The sequence below is a fragment of the Microcoleus sp. PH2017_34_RAT_O_A genome (genome assembly GCF_020737885.1).
Classification (GTDB): domain Bacteria; phylum Cyanobacteriota; class Cyanobacteriia; order Cyanobacteriales; family Microcoleaceae; genus Microcoleus.
In genome coordinates this window covers 35,852-54,917 of sequence record NZ_JAEQDD010000050.1, presented here as the reverse complement: position 1 = coordinate 54,917, position 19,066 = coordinate 35,852, and the positions used below count along the sequence as shown (strand labels likewise).

At 46.8% G+C, this 19,066-nt stretch carries 22 protein-coding genes; 14 read left to right on the top strand and 8 right to left on the bottom strand.

All coding sequences use genetic code 11. The annotated features are described in order from the left end of the window. The first annotated feature begins 323 nt into the window (after positions 1-323). The 13 genes from JGK11_RS17820 to JGK11_RS17760 all read left to right on the top strand — a co-directional run bounded on the left by JGK11_RS17820 (position 324) and on the right by JGK11_RS17760 (position 10,768). Positions 324-1,223: an AraC family transcriptional regulator gene (locus JGK11_RS17820; RefSeq protein ID WP_293192117.1), complete on the top strand. Its 900-nt coding sequence runs from the start codon at positions 324-326 to the stop codon at positions 1,221-1,223. A gap of 140 nt (positions 1,224-1,363) precedes the next feature. Beyond that, positions 1,364-1,612 carry a CDGSH iron-sulfur domain-containing protein gene (locus tag JGK11_RS17815; RefSeq protein WP_293192119.1) on the top strand — a complete coding sequence of 83 codons (249 nt, stop codon included), beginning with the start codon at positions 1,364-1,366 and terminating at the stop codon, positions 1,610-1,612. A 42-nt stretch (positions 1,613-1,654) separates the two neighbouring features. After that, positions 1,655-2,389: an SDR family oxidoreductase gene (locus JGK11_RS17810; protein WP_293212395.1), complete on the top strand. Its 735-nt coding sequence runs from the start codon at positions 1,655-1,657 to the stop codon at positions 2,387-2,389. Between the two features lie 12 nt (positions 2,390-2,401). Beyond that, positions 2,402-2,989 carry a cytochrome b/b6 domain-containing protein gene (locus tag JGK11_RS17805; protein ID WP_293192123.1) on the top strand — a complete coding sequence of 196 codons (588 nt, stop codon included), beginning with the start codon at positions 2,402-2,404 and terminating at the stop codon, positions 2,987-2,989. 10 nt (positions 2,990-2,999) lie between these two features. Continuing rightward, positions 3,000-3,587: an isochorismatase family protein gene (locus JGK11_RS17800; RefSeq protein ID WP_293185408.1), complete on the top strand. Its 588-nt coding sequence runs from the start codon at positions 3,000-3,002 to the stop codon at positions 3,585-3,587. 2 nt (positions 3,588-3,589) lie between these two features. Continuing rightward, positions 3,590-5,386 (top strand): iron uptake porin, encoded by a 1,797-nt coding sequence (locus JGK11_RS17795; protein ID WP_293212394.1) that lies wholly within the window; start codon positions 3,590-3,592, stop codon positions 5,384-5,386. 12 nt (positions 5,387-5,398) lie between these two features. Next, on the top strand, positions 5,399-5,560 hold the full coding sequence (locus JGK11_RS17790) for a hypothetical protein (protein WP_293185406.1): 162 nt from the start codon (positions 5,399-5,401) through the stop codon (positions 5,558-5,560). Positions 5,561-5,855: 295 nt separating this feature from the next. After that, the gene (locus tag JGK11_RS17785; RefSeq protein WP_293185405.1) at positions 5,856-7,247 is read left to right on the top strand and encodes a transposase; all 1,392 of its coding nucleotides are present in this window, start codon (positions 5,856-5,858) and stop codon (positions 7,245-7,247) included. Positions 7,248-7,250: 3 nt separating this feature from the next. Continuing rightward, entirely contained in the window at positions 7,251-7,727 is a 477-nt protein-coding gene (locus JGK11_RS17780) for a hypothetical protein (protein WP_293185404.1), read from the top strand. Between the two features lie 370 nt (positions 7,728-8,097). Continuing rightward, positions 8,098-8,352, top strand: coding sequence for an acyl carrier protein (gene acpP / locus JGK11_RS17775; RefSeq protein WP_293185403.1), 255 nt, complete (start codon positions 8,098-8,100; stop codon positions 8,350-8,352). 97 nt (positions 8,353-8,449) lie between these two features. Continuing rightward, positions 8,450-9,703, top strand: coding sequence for a beta-ketoacyl-ACP synthase II (gene fabF / locus JGK11_RS17770; RefSeq protein ID WP_293192131.1), 1,254 nt, complete (start codon positions 8,450-8,452; stop codon positions 9,701-9,703). A gap of 315 nt (positions 9,704-10,018) precedes the next feature. Beyond that, positions 10,019-10,387, top strand: a complete 369-nt coding sequence (locus JGK11_RS17765) for a papain fold toxin domain-containing protein (protein WP_363319769.1) — start codon at positions 10,019-10,021, stop codon at positions 10,385-10,387. Positions 10,388-10,402: 15 nt separating this feature from the next. Next, on the top strand, positions 10,403-10,768 hold the full coding sequence (locus JGK11_RS17760; RefSeq protein WP_293192133.1) for a hypothetical protein: 366 nt from the start codon (positions 10,403-10,405) through the stop codon (positions 10,766-10,768). Positions 10,769-10,824: 56 nt separating this feature from the next. On the opposite strand, the gene JGK11_RS17755 is transcribed toward JGK11_RS17760, so the two are convergent. The 8 genes from JGK11_RS17755 to JGK11_RS17720 form a co-directional block, all read right to left on the bottom strand. Further along, positions 10,825-11,559, bottom strand: a complete 735-nt coding sequence (locus JGK11_RS17755) for a hypothetical protein (protein ID WP_293183059.1) — start codon at positions 11,557-11,559, stop codon at positions 10,825-10,827. A gap of 2 nt (positions 11,560-11,561) precedes the next feature. After that, on the bottom strand, positions 11,562-11,888 hold the full coding sequence (locus JGK11_RS17750; RefSeq protein WP_293183061.1) for a hypothetical protein: 327 nt from the start codon (positions 11,886-11,888) through the stop codon (positions 11,562-11,564). Between the two features lie 19 nt (positions 11,889-11,907). Beyond that, complete coding sequence (locus tag JGK11_RS17745) at positions 11,908-12,687, bottom strand: DUF6816 family protein (RefSeq protein ID WP_293192135.1); 780 nt, start codon at positions 12,685-12,687, stop codon at positions 11,908-11,910. A 180-nt stretch (positions 12,688-12,867) separates the two neighbouring features. Then, positions 12,868-13,272 (bottom strand): ChuX/HutX family heme-like substrate-binding protein, encoded by a 405-nt coding sequence (locus JGK11_RS17740; RefSeq protein ID WP_293183125.1) that lies wholly within the window; start codon positions 13,270-13,272, stop codon positions 12,868-12,870. Between the two features lie 198 nt (positions 13,273-13,470). Next, positions 13,471-14,424, bottom strand: coding sequence for a PhoH family protein (locus JGK11_RS17735; protein ID WP_293183065.1), 954 nt, complete (start codon positions 14,422-14,424; stop codon positions 13,471-13,473). A 772-nt stretch (positions 14,425-15,196) separates the two neighbouring features. Next, positions 15,197-15,682 carry a KH domain-containing protein gene (locus JGK11_RS17730; protein ID WP_293183067.1) on the bottom strand — a complete coding sequence of 162 codons (486 nt, stop codon included), beginning with the start codon at positions 15,680-15,682 and terminating at the stop codon, positions 15,197-15,199. After that, positions 15,654-15,938 carry a 30S ribosomal protein S16 gene (gene rpsP, locus JGK11_RS17725; RefSeq protein ID WP_293157400.1) on the bottom strand — a complete coding sequence of 95 codons (285 nt, stop codon included), beginning with the start codon at positions 15,936-15,938 and terminating at the stop codon, positions 15,654-15,656. Before rpsP ends, JGK11_RS17730 begins: the two co-directional genes overlap by 29 nt. A gap of 170 nt (positions 15,939-16,108) precedes the next feature. Further along, the gene (locus JGK11_RS17720) at positions 16,109-17,446 is read right to left on the bottom strand and encodes a D-alanyl-D-alanine carboxypeptidase (protein WP_293183069.1); all 1,338 of its coding nucleotides are present in this window, start codon (positions 17,444-17,446) and stop codon (positions 16,109-16,111) included. 467 nt (positions 17,447-17,913) lie between these two features. On the opposite strand from JGK11_RS17720, the gene plsX reads away from it, so the two are divergent. Next, positions 17,914-18,966, top strand: a complete 1,053-nt coding sequence (plsX, locus tag JGK11_RS17715) for a phosphate acyltransferase PlsX (RefSeq protein WP_293183071.1) — start codon at positions 17,914-17,916, stop codon at positions 18,964-18,966. The last annotated feature ends 100 nt before the right edge of the window (positions 18,967-19,066 follow it).

Sequence of the window (19,066 nt, the reverse complement as noted above, 5' to 3'; positions counted from 1 at the left end):
CCTTGGCTATTGTATTCCTATCTACTCCCAAAACTCGGGCTATGTAAATGATTCCACCACGACCAAGTTTTACGGCTTCTATCGCTGCATATCTTCTTTGGTCTTTTTCAGATAAAGACTGATGATGTTGGAGCATTAAAGCAGTAATTTCGTCTGAGTAATACATAAATTATGTTAGAATAAATGATTCAAATCAATAAGTCATAGGCAACACAAGAATAACCAAGCAGGTATAATATTTGACATCATACCGAAATATGAACCTATTCATATTCTACCAACTCCGTCAATCGAGATCGTGACTTATCTTTAGGAGAACTCTAATGGGAAAAAATTCAGCTTTGGTGATTAACCCAATTCGAGAAAAAGAGATGATTCGGGTTCTCCCGTATGCTCCTCAAGCGAGTAGCACCGAGTTGAAATGGAAGCATCTCAACGTTTCTTACTATCAACTTCCGTCAGTTGAATGCCCTGAGCATACATTATCAAAGCACGTTATCGGTCTGAATTTAGGTGCGCCTGCTCGACTAGAGCGCGTAATCGATCGTCAGGTCAAAAGCGATCGCTTTACTGAAGGCGAAGTGTTTTGTATTAACCCTGCTGGACTCTATCGCACGATTCGCGTTGTCGATCCAGCCCAAATCTTACACCTGTATCTTGAACCAGAATTTGTGAGCCACTTTGCTCACGATCGCATCGATCCCGATCTGGTTGAAATCATTCCCTCTTTTCATCCGCACGATCCTTTCCTGCTTCAACTTGGACTGACTCTCAAGTCTGCTGTTGTGAGTGGCACTGAGATTGATGCGCTTTATGCAGACGCGGCGGCAACAATGCTAGCGGCTCATTTATTACGGCACTACTCGACAGTTGCTGTAGAAACGCAAAAAGGAGTAAATGGATTGAGTCAATCAAAGTTAGACACTGCGATCGACTATATTCATGCTCATTTAGATGAGGATCTCTCGATTGATACCCTGGCTCAATTGGTGCAAATTAGCTCATACTACTTCGTGCGTTTGTTCAAACAGTCAATGGGATTAACCCCTCATGCTTACATTGTGCGTCAACGGTTAGAACGTGCGAAACATTTGTTAAAGATGACGGATTTATCGATCGCAGAAATTGCTTACCGCACAGGCTTTTGTCATCAAAGCAGATTCTCTACTGTCTTTCGCCAATATCTCCATACCTCTCCTAGGGCTTATCGAGACCAAAAGTAACTTTTTATGGATTAGTGCAAGATTCAGCAAAATGAGAGCAAGAAAAGGAAAGACAGCGACCAAGCAATTGTCTTAAGATTTTATTAATAAATCGGCGCTTTACTTTAGGTTCGGTTTCAACCTCTATTCAGTAAAATACGATGGGTGCTGAGTTACAGCCTGTGATTGTCGATAAGAAGCCAACCGTTCTAGAACTTGAGCCAGGAACTTATTTCTGGTGTAGCTGTGGACATTCTAGTAATCAACCGTTTTGCAATGGCGCTCACAAAGGAACTGGTTTTGTTCCAAACAAGTTTGAGCTAACTGAGAAGAAGAAAGTTGCACTCTGTCTCTGCAAACATACTGGAAATGCTCCATTCTGTGATGGCTCCCATCATCAGTACGAATAATAGTGATTCTCAGTATCATGCAGGCATTTTAGGAGTAATGTTATGTCATCTCTAACTGGAAAAGTGGCGATAGTGACAGGTGGATCGCGCGGAATTGGCAAAGCGATCGCGGAACGTTTAGGGCATGAAGGTGCAACCGTTGCTTTGACCTATGCAGGCAATCGCGACAAAGCGGAGGCTGTTGTTGAATCAATCAAAGCCTTTGGAGTTGATGCAATTGCGATTCAATCAGACATCAGCAACCTTGCAGAAACGCGATCGCTGTTTGAAAAAGTAATTCACGCCTTTGGTCATGTTGATATCGTCGTGAACAACGTAGGCGTTTCAGTCTACAAGCTCACCACAGACATCACCGAAGCTGATTTTGATAAAGTCTTCAACACGAATGCGAAAGGAACATTCTTTGCCTTACAAACGGCGGCACAACATTTAAGCGATGGTGGACGAATCATCAGTTTATCGAGTGGTGCAACGCGGCAGAGTATCCCAACGGGTGGCGTTTATGCTGCAAGTAAAGCCGCGATCGAGCAATTTAGTTTTGCGCTTTCCAAAGAACTCGGACATCGGGGAATTACGGTTAATCTCGTTGCTCCTGGAGTCACGAATACAGACGGATTGATCATGCCTGCGGATGCGCTAGATCATCTGGTGCAATCCACGCCGCTCGGTCGATTGGGGCAACCTGCTGACATCGCTGATGTCGTTGCATTTTTGGCATCGGATGCAGCGCGATGGGTTAATGGGCAAACGATTCAAGTTAATGGTGGCATTCTGTAAGAGGCATTCAGCATGAGTTCACTTCAAAACGCAACCGTCAAAAAGCCAAGGCTCAATTCTGCTTTCCAACGATTGATGTCCGTTCATTGGTGGATGGCAGGCTGCTATCTGATTCTATTTGTCGGTGGCACGTTCATGGCGCGGTTGCCTAGAACTCCGGTTCGAGGATTGCTTTATGACTTTCATAAGTCGATCGGTGTTCTGACAATGGCATTGCTCACCTGGCGAATTTTGACGCTGATTCAGGTGATGTGGAAGAAATACATGAAGCGATTGCCAAAGTTCTCGCCGCAATGGTGGAGAAATTTCGCATTGCACGCATTGATGTATGTGTTCATGTGGGCAGTCCCGATCGCAGGTTTTTTCTTTTCTAATTCTTTTCGATCGAACAACGTCAAATTTTTCGGGCTGCTGCTGCCAGATTTGTTTCCGCAAAATGATGCAATGGTCGATTTGGGTCGATCGCTCCATTTTTGGCTGGCTTATACCTTTCTCGCTTTTATTGCAGTCCATCTGATTTTTCAGTGGAAAGTAGCAAAAGCCAATTGGCGGCGATTGACAGGCTTCTTGAAAACTAGGAAAGCAACAAAGGAAACTTAAGAGACTTACCATGAACTATTGTGAAAAACTAACTCGCGATAATTGCGTTGTGGTTTTGGTTGACTTCCTAGACGGATTTTTGCCAGGACTGAAGACGATTAATCATGACTTATTACGAAAGAACGCAGAAGCTTTTACTCGCCTTTCAAATATCTTCGATATTCCAACAATTATGCTGGGAGAAGAAGGCGGATTTCGAGGTAAGTTCTTTTCGGAAGTCGTTGCCCATGCCGATCGTGCGATTCGGATCGAGCGTCATACGCCCAGCGCTTGGGATGAACCCACGTTTCGGGATAAATTAGCTGCGATCGGGCGTAAGAAAGTTCTGCTAGGTGGAATTTCTCTAGATATCTGCACGCTGCAACTGACACTCGATTTACTGGAAGCAGGTTACGAAGCTTATGTCGTGGTAGATGTTTCTGGATCTGATACTCAGTTGAATGAAACAGCAGCGCTGCTACGCATGACTCAAGCAGGAGCCGTTATGGTTTCTTGGGCATCGGTTGCTTCAGAAATCATGAAAGACTGGGAAACGCCAGAAGGCCCAGCGGTTGGGCAGCTCTACCAGGAACTCAGCTACTGGGGCAATCGGCTGTAGAAATGAAGCAATTAGGACTTTACACAGTGTTGGCTTTGGGCTTGGGACTTTGGATAGATTGCTCTTCTACCCTAGCTCAGACAGCTTCCGCTGATTCTGCGATCTCAACGAACTTACAGCCAGAAATCATTCCGTCGGTCGATCGACTTGCAGATGTGCTTCCATCTGCCGCTGATTCTGTGGACTCAACGAACTTGCAACCAGAAATAATTCCGTCGGTCGATCGACTTGCAGATGTGCTTCCATCTGCCGCTGATTCTGTGGACTCAACGAACTTGCAGCCAGAAATCATGCCATCGGTCGATCGACTTGCAGATGTGCTTCCATCTGCCGCTGATTCTGTGGACTCAACGAACTTGCAGCCAGAAATCATGCCATCGGTCGATCAACTTGCAGATGTACTTCCATCCAGTTGGGCATTTTCAGCAGTGCGATCGCTCGTCGAAAAATACGGCTGCATTGCTGGTGATTCAGAAAAACGGTTTAGAGGCGAACAAGCACTTTCTCGTCAAGAATTCGCAGTAGCGCTGAATGCTTGCTTAGAACGGATCAACACGATCGATGGGTTAACTCGCGACGATTTGATGGCTGTAGAACGTCTTCAGCAAGCATTTACGACTGAGTTAACTGCTTTACGCGATCGAGTTGAGGGTCTAGAAACTGAAGCGAACAGATTGGAATCTCAGCAATTTTCAACGACGACGAAACTATCAGGACAAGCAATTTTTGCAGTCAATGCAGGCGGATTTAGTGGAGATCGAGTGATTAGTCCTAGAGGTGCGATCGTCACGCGCGATCGACCGAATCCGACCGCTTTGTACCGCCTCAGTTTGGATCTAAATACCAGTTTCAAAGGTACTGACTTACTAAAACTTCGCCTACTGGCTGGGAGTCCTGGAACTAACGATAATGCGGCTGGATTTCTAGAACCGAATTTAGGGAGTACCTTAGATTTCGCGATTCCTGGCACAACGCAAATATCTCTTGCTCGTTTGTACTATTCTTTTGCTCCTACTAAGGATCTCAGCGTGACTGTCGGGGCAAGAATGGTTGCGGGTGATTTTGTTGATAAAAATCGATTCGCGAACGTTAGCTTTCGAGATTTTTCGACTCAATCCCTCATCAACAATTTTGTTCTGTTACCTAGGCCGGGAGGTGCGGGCGCTGCGATCGACTGGAAGCCGAATCAAGGTGCTTTAAGGCTGCGTGCAGTTTACATTGCCAGTAATTCAGAAGAAAGTTTGCCCGAAAATCAAAGCTTCTTTGGCGGTGGCAGTCCTGGAGATATTCGGCTTTTTCCGATCGCAGGAGGCGGCGCAAGAGGCGGATTGTTTGGCGATCCCTACATGGGCGTTGTGGAACTAGAATATGCACCGACAAGCTCCTTCTCGGCCCGCTTGCAGTACAGCGGCGGAGAAGTTCTTGGCAGCAATTTTCAGTCTGTTGGCGCAAACTTTGATTGGGCAATCACATCACGGCTTGGCATCTTTGGGCGCTATGGTTACGCTTCCTATCCTGATACGACGATCGGGGATATTCGCCCTAGTTATTGGTCTGCTGGCGTTTCTCTTCAGAATTTGTTTGTCACAGGTGATTTAGCTGGATTGGGTGTCGTTCAGCCTTTCATTTTGACAGAGGTAGGAAACGCAACACAAACAAATATTGAAGCGTTCTACAACTTTCCGCTAGCCAACAATATTCGGATTACTCCATTGATTCAAATCATTACTCATCCAGCCAATCAAAACAGCAATGGCACGATCGTGACTGGAACACTCCGCACCGTTTTTACCTTTTAGCATTTACATTCTATGAAAGAACATTCCGCACCTGCTGTCGTGGCGATCGCGCGTCGCGTTAAACCAGGCTATGAAGCCGACTTCGAGGCAGCCGTCCGAGGTGTCACCCTAGCAGCCAGTACATTTCCGGGCTATTTAGCTAGAGCAGCAGGAGCCTCACGCCATAATCTTTGATTTGGCGCGAGAGGAATGCGCGTGAGTCGAGGAGTGGTGTCTGACCAAATTGGCGTAGCCAACAGGAAAGACATCGACGACGAGACGAACAAACTACCGCTCTGGCAATGAACGAATAAACTCTCGGATGACATCGGTTTTATTGCGCTTCACCCGCTTACAGTGGTTTTATTGCGCTTCACCCGCTTACAGTAATTATCTAGAATTTTCTTCTCTGTTTTTGGCAGTCTAATATTGATGGAATCGTCATATTTCATGGCTTGCACCGCAAGGCAATATCAATTACAATAATGACATGAAATACACCTACCAGTACAAAGCACTTCCCACAACTGAACAGAAGCTAGAGCTTAATCTCTGGTTGCGGACTTGCCAGTATTGGTACAACCGTCAACTAGGAGATAGGTTTGACTGGTGGGAATGTAATCGCTCTTATGTCAACGCTTGCCCTTTGATCTGCCACTTGCCTGAGCTACGGGATCAGCCCAACTATTACAGTCAGAAAAAATACCTGCCTGACATCAAAACAGATCTAGTTACGGTCGGTTGGTCATCTGAGTTGTTGGACTTCTCACGGGTTCCGGCTAACACGTTGCAGGAGGTTTGTAAGCGAGTTGATAAGGCGTTTGAACGATTTATTGCAGGTGACAGTACTGGCAAACGGAGTGGTAAACCTCGCTTCAAGTCTGCTGACCGATTTCGCTCCATGGTGTTTGAGGGTGCTGGAGTCGAATTGCATTCTTGTTCGTTAGGTGGCAAATATCTGTTCGTCAAGATACCTAAGCTGAGACTGCTAAAAGTGCGGATGCACAGAGATCTTCCAGATGGCGCAATCTTGAAGCAGGTGCAACCGATCGAAAAGGCAGATAGTTGGTATGTCAACCTGCGACTAGAAGATCCAACTGTGCCTATCAAATCTGATGGGGTCGATCTGAACTGGGATACTGCTTTGGGTATGGATGCAGTTTTGCATGAAGATGACTACCTGGCGACCTCTGAGGGTGAAAAATTGCCATCTCTGAAGTCGTTTCGCAAGTCTGAGAAGCGGTTGGCTAAAGTGTCTCATCGCAAGGCGGCTAAGAAAAAAGGAAGTCGTTCCCGTCGCAAGTTGGCTCATCGTGAAGCTAGAGAACATCAACGCATTGCGAGGGCTAGACGCGACCATGCCTTCAAAACCGCTCACAAGGTTGTGAGGACGGGTAAAACAGTATTCTTTCACGAGAATCTCAACCTGAAAGGGCTGAGCAAGCGCAATGGCGCAAAACAAGATGAGCAGGGAAAGTACCTGCCGAACGGGCAATCGGCTAAGTCTGGACTAAACAAGTCCTGGAACGATGCCGCGTTTGGGCAATTCTTCACAATCCTGGAATACATAGCTGCAAAAGCTGGAGCCGTCGTGATTGGAGTGAACCCCGCCTACACATCCCAACTACTTGCATATCGTGATGAGTTCATCTTCACCGATTGCAGCATTCGAGAGTATTGGGATGAGGTAGAAAATATGAGGGTTGATAGGGACATCAACGCCGCTATCAATATCAAAAGAGTCGGGCTGGGCGAGTTCCCGACTATAAATCGCCGTAGAGGGAAAGTTGTTGTGGGCCGTTCTACAACTGATAGTACCTCGAAGGAAGTTCTCTCTACTCTCCGGAGTCTGGAGAAGCCCACACTATATGCAAAGCATTAGTGTGTGGAGTCGTCACGCGGCGAAGTTCTCTACCCCAACAATCGAGGCGGTGAATGGCAACTAATTATGCGATTCGACACGCTGATTCATTTACAGGAATGGGAAAACTCTCCAATTTGCCAAGGTTGGATTGCACTGGCAGATGCCCTCACAGAAACGCCCAGAGTATCGCGAGTGAATGGATTAGAAGCTTGGTTTGCTTTACCTGAAATGCCGAATGTTGCGCCACCGCCAAAATGGAAAACTGCGATCGTCAGCGCGATCGGTATTTATCCAATGATTTCTCTGATGCCCATTCTGTTGAAACCAATCACAAACGGACTCCCTACTTGGCTAGTAACCCTTGTCAGCATTGCAATCATGATGCCGTTGATGACTTGGGTCGTCATGCCTCAGATAACACGGTTGTTCAAGCTCTGGCTTTATCCTCCGATGGCAAAGCATTCAGCCCATCAATCATCTAATTCAAACCCAAATTAAAGGAGCCTCTGGCAATTAGACCGATCGAAAATTCAGCGTGAATTATTGATAATCGATTCGTCTGCATTACCGCCCTGATCGACCTACACCGCGGCCTCGACCGTAAGGGCCTAGTGATGCAGAATCGCGCAACATAACGTAGGGGAGAGGGGAATGGGGAGAAAGAGAGGGAGTCAGAGGGATGACTCAAGAGCTTCGGAAATTCATCACTCCATCACCCCATCACCCATCACCCATCACCCATCACCCATCACCCCATCACCCCATCACCCCACACCAAGGGTCAGTTAGAAAAGCGGCAAGCCTTCCTCTTGCAGATCCCCCTTTCGGATAAGATTAGATACGCAGCAACCAATGAGGACACGATGTTATGAGTCAAGACGACATTTTTGCTAGAGTCAAGAAAATTGTGGCCGATCAACTAGAAGTCGATCCCACCGAAGTCAAGCCCGAAGCCAACTTTGCTAACGATTTAGGAGCAGATTCCCTAGATACAGTAGAGCTGGTAATGGCATTGGAAGAAGAGTTTGATATTGAAATTCCCGACGAAGCAGCCGAAGCAATTACCACGGTTCAAGCTTCTGTAGATTTCATCAGCAGCAAACTTGCAGCTCCAAAAGCATAAAATACCTGTCTTTTCCCCTAAGAGGAGAGAAGTTATAAAACTAACAACTCCTCTTTTGTTCTGCGTTCTGGGTGTTTAATTTTTTGAAACTGAAATCATGACAAATTTAGAGCGTAAGCGCGTTGTTATCACGGGTCTCGGCGCGATTACACCGATCGGCAATACCTTGTCTGAATATTGGGACGGGTTGCTGGCCGGGAAGAATGGCATCGGCCCGATCACCTTGTTCGATGCGTCGCGGCACGACTGCCGGATTGCTGGAGAGGTGAAGGGTTACGACCCTCACGAGTATTTAGAGCGCAAGGAAGCAAAGCGGATGGATCGCTTTGCTCAATTTGGGGTATCAGCGAGCAAACAAGCTCTGGCTGATGCGAAGTTTGAGATTAACGACCTGAACGCAGAACAGGTGGGTGTCATTCTTGGCACCGGCATTGGCGGGCTGAAGGTTTTAGAAGACCAGCAAGAAATTTATCTGACTCGCGGCCCCGATCGATGCAGCCCGTTTATGATTCCGATGATGATTGCGAATATGGCCGCAGGCCTGACGGCGATTCAAACGGGCGCCAAGGGGCCGAACTCTTGCACGGTGACAGCCTGCGCTGCCGGCTCAAACGCGGTGGGCGATGCGTTTCGCCTAGTTCAGGGCGGTTATGCCCAAGCCATGATTTGCGGCGGTACCGAAGCGGCGGTGACACCTTTGTGCGTGGCGGGTTTTGCTGCGGCGAGGGCGCTTTCGACTCGCAATGATGACCCGACTCATGCTTGCCGTCCGTTCGATCGCGATCGTGATGGTTTTGTCGTCGGCGAAGGCGCTGGCATTCTGCTTTTAGAAGAAATGGAACACGCTTTGGCACGAGGCGCCCGAATTTACGCAGAAATCGTCGGCTACGGTTTAACCTGCGATGCGTACCACATGACATCCCCAGTACCGGGGGGCGAAGGTGCATCGCGGGCGATCGCTTTAGCCCTCAAGGATGCGGGTTTGACGCCGGATCGAGTGAGCTATATCAACGCTCACGGCACGAGCACGCTTCCCAACGATTCTACGGAAACCAAGGCAATTAAGAAGGTTTTGGGAGAAAGCGCTTACAAAGTAGCAATTAGTTCTACCAAGTCCATGACAGGCCATCTTTTGGGCGGTTCCGGGGGAATTGAGGCGGTGGCGACGGTAATGGCGATCGCCAACGATAAAGTCCCGCCGACAATCAATCTAGAAAATCCCGATCCTGAGTGCGATTTAGATTATGTTCCCCATACAAGTCGCGATCTAAAAGTTGATGTGGCGCTGTCGAATTCCTTTGGGTTTGGCGGCCACAACGTGACACTGGCATTCAAGAAGTTTGTGCAGTAACCCGAAATCGGAAAGTCGCAAGTTAGAAGGTGAAAAACTAATTTTTCACCTTCTAATTTTTTTAGGTGAATTTTTAGGTTGGGTACACTGCGACTAAGGCGATGATTGTTGTGGGATGGGCGTCCCGCCCGTCCTTTCTGCACGGGCGGGACGCCCATCCCACAAATTTGCTTAAGTTATTTAATTTCTATTCCTAAGAAACCGGGTTTTTTACCGAATCTGCGGGCTACAGCGAATATTTTTCGTAAAAAACCCGGTTTCTGGCCATCGATGCGTAAGTCATCAATTTGTTGGTTGTGGTGGGATATGAGTTAAATTAGTGCTGAGCAAATACTGCAAATCAAGGCTATTGTCGATCGCCATGAAAACTTTAAATGTGTTGAGTGCGCCACCAATCTCAAAGATTACTTGACAAGTCAAGGAATTCCTGGAAAGCGCATAAAACTGTACACTGGATTCGGCAGAGGCAGGAACAGTGGCATTTATGATGATAGCGTACCGAGAGATGCTATTTCAGAAAATGGTCGCCACGAAGGAATCGCTCTAGTTATCAACAATATAGAGACTATTTTTGATAACCATCACCCGGATGGGCTTACTAAAGAGCAATGGATGACAAATCTGCAATTTCACGGTAAAATATTTAATGGTTTACGGTTTATAGTGACAGAAGAAGATTTTTAAAAGGAGACTATTTTTATGGTGGTCGAAGTTAATGTTAATAAACTAGATGTTAAAAATGAATACTTTTTTGATTTACTCCAAAGAATCAAACAAAGACCGGGTATGTATTTGGGCAAGTGTTCAATTACCCGCCTGCGCGCATTTTTAGATGGATATGAGACGGCTAGAGCGGAACTTGGGTTTCCCGACACAGAACAACAACAACAACTTGATGGATTTCAAGAGTGGATACAAGAAAGATATCAAATTACGTCAAGTCACGGATGGGACAGTATAATTCTCTTCTTCTCTGCTGATGAAAAAGACGCCCTCGATAAGTTTTTCAAACTGTTGGAAGAATTTTTTAATCTCGATAAAATTGCTGAAGACAAAGACAATTAGCAGAGATGTCTCAAATCCTCACTTCACAATGCCTGGATCGAGATTTCACCTTAATTCTAGGAAGTAATTGCCGAAATCAAATATTTATCGCCCGTTGAGCTGGGATATTTAACAGAAAACGCTTGCACATTTTCCTGATTCAAATTAGCGGCGTAATATTGCTTGAGCTTGTCAAAAGTCAGATCGCCTCCTGTTAACTCAGTTGTATAACCTCTTTCAATTTCACCCATATACCCCAAAACGGCTGCAAAGCCTTCGGGATCTTGCTCTGCCTGAATTTGAACAGATAAAGGACTTCCTGAAGTGTTTTCGTAAACTAAGGTGATTACTCCTTTTCTTTCCCTTTTCCATTCAAAAATACTAATTTTTTCCTTATTAATTTCAATAAAATTATCGCCGTTTTTGACAATTAGGTAGTTTTCTACATCAAAAAGTAGGGGTGGATCGGAAACTATAGTAAGTTCTCCCCATTCCCCTCTTAAATAGTATTTGCCATCCGCGCTAAAAAATTCGTCTATATTCCCGTAATCAACGCTACCATCTGGATCTGCAATGGGGCTGATGTTGTTCAGAACCAAATCGTAGGTTTGAGGGTAGGGAAAATTTAAGCTCATCCGCCGATAACAATACTGTTCTTCAGGTAAGGGTTGAGTGTAGAGAGAGTGATTTTCTGTGAGAACAGCTTCCAAGAGGATTTGTATAGATGTTTTATCATTAATGCTAAGTACATAGCTATCCTCTAGATAAATATTTTCAAATCCCGGAAATTGCCAGTAGTTTAAGCGTTCCATTTTTAAATGTCCCAATCAATAGGAGTATGATTAGCTGGGCTTTTTCTGTTAACGAGCTTTCCTTGTAGATCGATTCTACTGCCTTTAGCATTTTTTAGCTCTACATGAGGGTGGTTGCTTCCGGGAGCTCTTGGAGTTCCCTGTTTGAGTGTTAATCTAGTTACTCCGTTTTTATCAATATATTTTAACGGGCCATTAGGTGTTTGAGTAGGATGCCAGCCCTGTTGTGACTCAGCCCACATTTGAAAGTCGCTTGCTTTTGGATTAATCCTAGTTGAGATAGCTTGTGTTATGCGTTCCCATGCCATTCGCCCTGATAGAGTTGCCATAATTCACAATCTTCTTAGCCTATTCTCCCGGCACCAACTCCAAGCGATATCGGTACAAAGCCACAGGATGCCCTCCAGCCGCAAAATAATCCGGGTCTTGGGGCGATAAATAAATCGCTGTCACCTGATCGGCTACAATTTTTTTACTCCCAGAAGATCCATTTTCCCCGCTTCCAATCACTCGATAAGCTGTGGTTGTTTCCACTTCGTTTAAATAAATATCAGTCTCGCCCCGAAACACCTGCTGAGAAATTTCTGTAGATACAAACTCCCGAGGATTCGGCGTTTCAGTGCCGCGACTGGTGACAATCGAGATTAGTTGGCGATCGCCTTTGAGTATGGTAATCTGACGGTTGGGATTGTTTGGATCGACTTTCACGGAAAGTACGCCACCGTTGCCTAAATAGGCTTTGGCGATGTTCAAACCGTTAAAATTGCGATCGGCTACAATTTTAGGAGCTTTTTTAGATGTATAAGTAGAAATTAAACCAATAAATTTTTCAGGTTGAAATCGAACTTTAAACAATACTGGCTGCTGCAAATACTGGCGGTTTTTTTCAAATCCAGGCGTGACAATATTTGGGGCTAAAGGCGCTGCTAAATCTATTAAAGTGCTGGCAACATTCCAACTTCCGGCCATCCAGTCTGGATACACTAAATCTCCCTTAGCTACGGCGATGGGAGGCTTGCTATCCCAATTGGGAAAACTGGAAATGCGATCGCCCAAAACCCCCGCCCTCGCACCGCCACCCCACAGCAACACAACCAAAACCAGACAAAAAACCCAAATTACCTTCATACCAAATTACATTCAAACAGCTAACTTTATATTTTGCTCTAATTCGTTCGTAGTGAGGACTTCAGTCCTTCTTTTTGCGGACTGAAGTCCTCACTACCAAAAGTTGGTAATGAGGAATGCAAGTCCTTCTTTTTGCGGACTGAAGTCCTCACTACCAACCTTTTTTATTGTTTGTTAGTTTTAAATTGCCTCAACAGGTGCAGGTTCCCAAACCTCCCCGTATTGTTCTTTTAATTCGTGCCATTTTTCCACCTGTCCAGGTTCGTATTCACCAGGTTTTCCCCACTGCAAAAACGCGCTCAACGCAGCATCATTTTGCTCGTCCAGAAAACGAATTGCATAGGTAGTAAAGTTGCCTCTTTTTGCCTCGCCGGTCTCAAATTTCACTTGTTTAATTTTGTCCATATTTAGGTGAAACTCAAATATTTCGGCGTGCATATTTGCATATTTCCCCTTGGGCAACTCTGCATAAAACAGCTTGTGAATTGAACCGCGCACTTCCAGTACAGCGGCGCTGCTAGTCACGATCAAACGCAGCGTCCCCAATTTTTCGCAAGCTTCTAAGAATTCTTTGAGATTAGGCATAATTTGGGAATAGGTAATTGGGAATTGGGCATTGGGCATTAGTTATTAGTTGTTAGAAACAACAAATAACAAATAACCGATAACAACTGTCAATTTTTATGGAATTGGGCATTAGTTATTAGTTATTATAACCAACAAATAACAAATAACAAATAACCGATAACAACTGACAACTGTCAACTGTCAACTGTCAACTGACTATTTTTCGTGCAATTCGTAAGCTGCAACAATCCGCTGTACTAGCGGGTGTCTCACCACATCTGACTGATTGAATTCGCAGAAAGCAATGCCTTCAACGTTACCCAGAATTTTTTGAGCAACTGACAGTCCCGACTGTTGGTTTGGTGGCAAATCTGTTTGAGTGATATCGCCCGTCACTACCATTTTCGATCGAAAGCCCAGACGAGTCAACACCATTTTCATCTGAGCAGGTGTTGTATTTTGAGCTTCGTCCAAAATGACGAAAGCATTGCTGAGAGTACGCCCTCGCATATAAGCTAAAGGAGCTACTTCGATCAAGCCTCTTTCCATTAAATCGGCCATTTTTTCGGGGTCGATTATTTCTTGGAGGGCGTCGTAAAGCGGGCGCAAATAGGGATCGACTTTTTGCTGCAAATCTCCAGGCAAAAATCCTAATTTTTCGCCTGCTTCTACGGCGGGCCTGGTTAAAATTAGCTTTTCGTACTGCTTGCTTAACAGTGCTTGCACTGCCAAAATAGCTGCTAGAAATGTTTTTCCAGTACCAGCGGGGCCGATGCAAAATGTTAGGTCGTGGGTGCGTACTGCTTGGACGTACTGCCGCTGCTTGAAGGTTTTGGCTCTTATTTCTTCGCCGCGGCGGGTTTTGGCGAGTACGTCTCGTTGCAAGTCTTGCAAATCTTCTTGGCGGTTGGTATCCAATGCGTAGCGCGCTGTTTGGATTTCTACTCCGGTGATGGTTTTGCCGGATTTCCAATAGTCGGAGAGCGATCGCACTAATTTATGACACAATTCTACTTGAGTTTTTGTGCCGGAAATCAGCAGTTCTTGGCCTCGCATTACCAGGTTGGCGCCGGTTTGCTTAGAGATAATTTTCAAGTTTTCTTCTTGATTTCCGGCCAGCGACATGGCGCTTTGATTGCTCGGTAACTCTATTGTTAGTTTTTCAGTCATGCCAGCATGAGCTCCTCCAAGTAAGTAATTAAAAGTTAACAATCAGCTTTGTTTTACGAACAAAAAGACGCCCGGTACTAGATTTTACCTAGTATCTCAGGCGTCTTTTCTGTTTAAATCGCAAATAAATTTGGTGCTTGAGGCACAAATCAAATCTCCCTTCTTTGACACTCTCAGGTCTAAAGACACGCTCGATTCTGCGATCGCGAGTAAACTCTCGCTGCGACCGTCAAACGCCGCCTAAACACTCAAAACAACTACCGACATTGCCAATGTTGTAATCGCGTTTACTTTTATTGTTTCAATGCTTTCAGAATCCATCACACTTGCCAAGACGCGGTACGCTCCACAACCTGCCATTATTTGCTCTTTCCTGTCATACTGACATCAGGACTTAAACCTAACCGTTGTTTCATAGGAGCCGGGATTTCTCCGATACTAGGATGCTTCAACACGTAGATGTTTTTTGTTCTTACTCCCAACTCAAATTATATCACATTTTCAAGAACACTCTTGACTGAAGTCCCTCGGGTCGCTTCCCTCTGAGCACGCTTTGTGTCTGAGTTTCCCGCATCCCGTGTTGCTTTGATGAAGTCAGACAACTTTAGATTTTAGATTTTAGATTTACCCGATCCCGCTGAGATTTTAGATTTAAAATTTTACATTTTTGTTTGATCGCAAAACTGGCAATCTCAAATCCAACGGGGTTTGTAACACAAAGTCTACAACAGGCAATCTAAAATCTAAAATTGTCTCTCATTCAGCAGAACAGTTAATAACCGGGAGTATTTCTGCTCGTTCTAAACGTAGGTGTGTTAGTACGGCGAGGTTGTTCTCTCGGGGTTCTGCTAGGTAAGGGAGTCGGCGACGGAGGCCCACTCCGGGGTCGGAAGTCTCCCCCATCGCGCCTAGCGCGATCCGGACGATCGCGATCCGAACGATCGCGATCGCCCCTAGGTGGCCCGGAGTTGCGATCGCCCGCTTCACCATCGTATATATCTAAGTACAGCGACTGGCCCGCCGTTTGCGCCACCGCTTCGAGGGTAGTTCTTATTGCCTGAATATTGCGTCCGCCCCTACCGTAAACCCGCCCTTTATCGGGATCTTCAAAAGCGAGCCGAACCCAGACCCGGGATTGGCGCGGGTGCAGTTCGCAATCAACTCGCAAAGACGCGGGCGACTCTAAAAAAGGCCCAATTAAAAACTTAACCAGTCCAGAATAGTTGGGACTAGCTGACTGCTGCTGTGCTGGATTCAACGTTGGCTCCGGCTCCGACTTGTTCAAATACATTCGCTTTTCTCAGGATGTCACGCACGGTGTCAGTTGGCTGAGCGCCTTCTTGCAGGCGCTTGACAATCGCTGGAACATCCAGCCTGGTTTCATTATTTCTGGGGTTGTAGAAGCCGAGTTCTTCTAGGGGACGGCCGTCGCGGCGGGTAGAGCTGTTCATAGCTACAATCCGGTAGCTGGTCTCGCGTTTTTTCCCGTATCTCTTCAATCGCAGTTTGATCATCTTCTTGCAGAATAGTCCTCGATCAATTGTGACATACTCCACGCGCGAAATCTCACATTATGCTGTGGGGCAAAGAGGGCATCGGGCATCGGGCATCGGGCATCGAGCCTAAAAGCATTAATCTGCCAACTGACAACTGTCAACTGTCAACTGTCAACTGTCAACTGACGTTAACCTCCCAGCAAAATATCGCTGCGATTTGCTGCCCCCAAAGCTGGTCTAGCGCCGTCAATGTGCGGTGTAATTGCTAGTGGCAGGGCCGGTGCAGTGCCCCACTGCTGCACCAATTTTTGCAGAAATATATCTTGCTGCGCTCTCAAAGAGTCCCAATCGGTGCCGCGATTAATAATTGCAAACCAAACTAAACCCCGATCGCGCGTGGGTATGGCTCCAGCCAAAGCAATCACCGTATCTAAGGTACCGGTTTTCACCACAGCCGACGGCGGAATGTGTCGGTGTTCCAAAGTTCCTTTATCGCGCCCGGACACCGGAAACAAGTCAGCAATAGTCAGCCCCGTAGTCTGAAGGTTGCGCGCGATCGCCTGCATCATCCCACAAGCCGCCCTCGGAGACATCCGATTTTCCACTCCCAATCCCGAACCGTTAATTAATTGAAGTTCCGCCGCCGGCACCCCCGCCGCCCAAGTCGCTTGCTGCTGGACTATTTTGTGTCCGCCCAAATTGTCTGCCAGTATTTGGGCAATGTCATTGTCGCTGTGGACGTTCATCTGCTTGAGAATTTCGGGTAAAGGGAGCGATCGGCGCTTCAGCAGCAAATGTCCCGAGCTCACAAATTTTTCAGCAATCACCGTGCCGGCGATCGTTACTTGCGGCTTTCTCGTTCCCCGAGCCATCTTAGAATATATTGCCAGCACGTCAGAAGGCCAACTGCGCCCATTGAGAGCCTGCCGCAGACCCTCCCCCGCAGCCAAAGGATCGGACTGGTAATTCATGCGGAAATTGCCTGTCACCACTAAGTTGCCGGCCACGCGATCGATACCCATTTGATTGAGAGCATTACCCACGGCGATCGCCTCTTCCCACACAAACAACGGATCGCCACCACCACTGACAACCAAATCTCCTTGCAACACCCCATTCCTAATCGGCCCGGTTCCCCGGAACCGTGTTTCAAACTGATGCTCGGTGCCCCAAGTTTCCAGCGAAGCCAGAGAAGTGGCAATCTTAGTCAGCGAAGCCCCTGGCATCAGTACCTTTCCCTGCTGACTTACCAGTGGCACCATTCCGGCTTGTACCCAAACTCCCTGATTGCCGTCTATCAGATGTTTTGCCTTCAAATCTTTTAAATATTCCTCCACCGCGACGGATGTCGGCAAGTCTCGATTTGCTGCATCTACTCCTCCAAAAGCCAGCTCTTCGGCCACCACTAACCCGGGTATCCCTCCCCGCCAAGCCAGTAGCGACACAGCGTTGGGCGCGACACTGTGTACCCCAGCCATGTCGAGCCACAGAGACATGATTCCCGAGCTAAATAATAAATCCAGCATTTTTTACACCTATAGTTCAGTCAGTCGATTTTAGATTTTAGATTTTAGATTTACTCCACAGAATCAATCTGGGGGCTTGAACTCGGGTCTAAAATTTTGGGCCCGAGTCACGACGAGTGTCGGAAACTTTTATCCGTTTTTGGGCGGGGTCAGGTAAATTATTCTATTGAGTTTTTCAATTTGCAGTCAAAAATAGTAAAGTAGGCACAAACTCTATCAGAGTAGTCGCAAATGACAATTGTCCGATCGAGCGCGAGCAGATTTTAGTGATTTATTCGCACTTCTGGATTCAGACTCCAGATCCGCAAGAAACGGGTACAACGCCCCGACGCCATTCGTGGATGCTCCCAAAATTTTCGACCCTAGTTTCTGCTGCCAGATTTCAGGCTGTAACTCAATCGAAAATCGAAAATCGAAAATCGGCTGACTTCCTGGTAGAATTTTTAGTGTTTCTCAAACATTGGTCAATGGGATCGACACGCGCAAGAATTGCAATAGACGCTATGGGTGGGGATCACGCCCCCGCCGAAGTTGTAGCTGGAGCGCTTAAGGCACAAGAAGAGTTAGGCGTAGAGATTTTGCTGGTGGGCGACCCGCAGCAAATAGAAGACTCGCTACGTCTTCAAGACGCGATCGGCCGCGTCTCTACAGGTCAGCTAGAAATCGTTCCTTCAGAAGGAACGGTGGAAATGCACGAAGAACCTCTAAGTGCCCTCAAACGCAAGCCCAAAGCTTCGATTAACGTAGCCATGAACTTGGTGAAGCAGCAGCAGGCTGATGCTGTGGTGTCCGCCGGTCACTCCGGTGCGGCAATGGCGGCTGCCCTACTGAGGTTGGGGCGGCTACCTGGAATCGATCGCCCCGCGATCGGTGCGGTTTTGCCGACAATGGTACCGGGTACCTCTGTACTCATTCTCGATGTCGGCGCTAATGTGGACTGCCGCCCAAAATTTTTGGAGCAGTTTGCTCTGATGGGAACTATTTACAGCCAGTGCGTGCTCGGCGTCGCCGAACCAAAAATCGGCCTGCTAAACATTGGCGAAGAACCTTCTAAAGGCAACGACGCTGCGGTACGCACCCATCAGTTATTGGCGGACAATCCGAACATTCCTTTTGTGGGCAATGCCGAAGGCCGCGACGTGCTGTCGGGGAACTTTGACGTGATTGTCTGCGACGGGTTTGTCGGCAACGTGTTGTTGAAGTTTGCCGAAGCGGTGGGCGAAGTCGTAGTCCAGGTGCTCAAGGAAGAGCTGGTCAAAGGGCTCCAACATCAAATTAACGATCCTATGCTGCAAAAAAGCTTGCAAGGATTCAAGCAGCGAGTAGACCACGTTGAACATGGTGGCGGTTTGCTGTTGGGCGTTGCTGGAGTTTGCATTATCAGCCACGGTTCGTCTCAAGCTGCCTCGATTTTTAATGCCATTCGTTTGGCAAAAGGGGCTATTGACAACCAAGTGCTGGAGCGAATTAAATCGTCCAATCGCGAAAGCGCTGTGGAACAAGAAGCTTTGAACAGTTGACAGTTGACAGTTGACAGTTGACAGTTGGCAGTTGACAGTTAACAGTTGACAGTTGGCAGTTGACAGTTGACAGTTGGCAGTTGACAGTTGACAGTTGAGT

Bases quoted from the DNA above. Each gene is read 5' to 3' on its own strand.
- JGK11_RS17720 (WP_293183069.1), bottom strand. From the start codon at position 17,446: ATGCTGGATTTATTATTTAGCTCGGGAATCATGTCTCTGTGGCTCGAC.
- JGK11_RS17800 (WP_293185408.1), top strand. From the start codon at position 3,000: ATGAACTATTGTGAAAAACTAACTCGCGATAATTGCGTTGTGGTTTTG.
- JGK11_RS17750 (WP_293183061.1), bottom strand. From the start codon at position 11,888: ATGGCAACTCTATCAGGGCGAATGGCATGGGAACGCATAACACAAGCT.
- fabF (WP_293192131.1), top strand. From the start codon at position 8,450: ATGACAAATTTAGAGCGTAAGCGCGTTGTTATCACGGGTCTCGGCGCG.
- rpsP (WP_293157400.1), bottom strand. From the start codon at position 15,938: ATGATCAAACTGCGATTGAAGAGATACGGGAAAAAACGCGAGACCAGC.
- JGK11_RS17810 (WP_293212395.1), top strand. From the start codon at position 1,655: ATGTCATCTCTAACTGGAAAAGTGGCGATAGTGACAGGTGGATCGCGC.
- JGK11_RS17745 (WP_293192135.1), bottom strand. From the start codon at position 12,687: ATGAAGGTAATTTGGGTTTTTTGTCTGGTTTTGGTTGTGTTGCTGTGG.
- JGK11_RS17795 (WP_293212394.1), top strand. From the start codon at position 3,590: ATGAAGCAATTAGGACTTTACACAGTGTTGGCTTTGGGCTTGGGACTT.
- plsX (WP_293183071.1), top strand. From the start codon at position 17,914: ATGGGATCGACACGCGCAAGAATTGCAATAGACGCTATGGGTGGGGAT.
- acpP (WP_293185403.1), top strand. From the start codon at position 8,098: ATGAGTCAAGACGACATTTTTGCTAGAGTCAAGAAAATTGTGGCCGAT.
- JGK11_RS17735 (WP_293183065.1), bottom strand. From the start codon at position 14,424: ATGACTGAAAAACTAACAATAGAGTTACCGAGCAATCAAAGCGCCATG.
- JGK11_RS17740 (WP_293183125.1), bottom strand. From the start codon at position 13,272: ATGCCTAATCTCAAAGAATTCTTAGAAGCTTGCGAAAAATTGGGGACG.
- JGK11_RS17755 (WP_293183059.1), bottom strand. From the start codon at position 11,559: ATGGAACGCTTAAACTACTGGCAATTTCCGGGATTTGAAAATATTTAT.
- JGK11_RS17815 (WP_293192119.1), top strand. From the start codon at position 1,364: ATGGGTGCTGAGTTACAGCCTGTGATTGTCGATAAGAAGCCAACCGTT.
- JGK11_RS17785 (WP_293185405.1), top strand. From the start codon at position 5,856: ATGAAATACACCTACCAGTACAAAGCACTTCCCACAACTGAACAGAAG.
- JGK11_RS17805 (WP_293192123.1), top strand. From the start codon at position 2,402: ATGAGTTCACTTCAAAACGCAACCGTCAAAAAGCCAAGGCTCAATTCT.
- JGK11_RS17760 (WP_293192133.1), top strand. From the start codon at position 10,403: ATGGTGGTCGAAGTTAATGTTAATAAACTAGATGTTAAAAATGAATAC.
- JGK11_RS17790 (WP_293185406.1), top strand. From the start codon at position 5,399: ATGAAAGAACATTCCGCACCTGCTGTCGTGGCGATCGCGCGTCGCGTT.
- JGK11_RS17820 (WP_293192117.1), top strand. From the start codon at position 324: ATGGGAAAAAATTCAGCTTTGGTGATTAACCCAATTCGAGAAAAAGAG.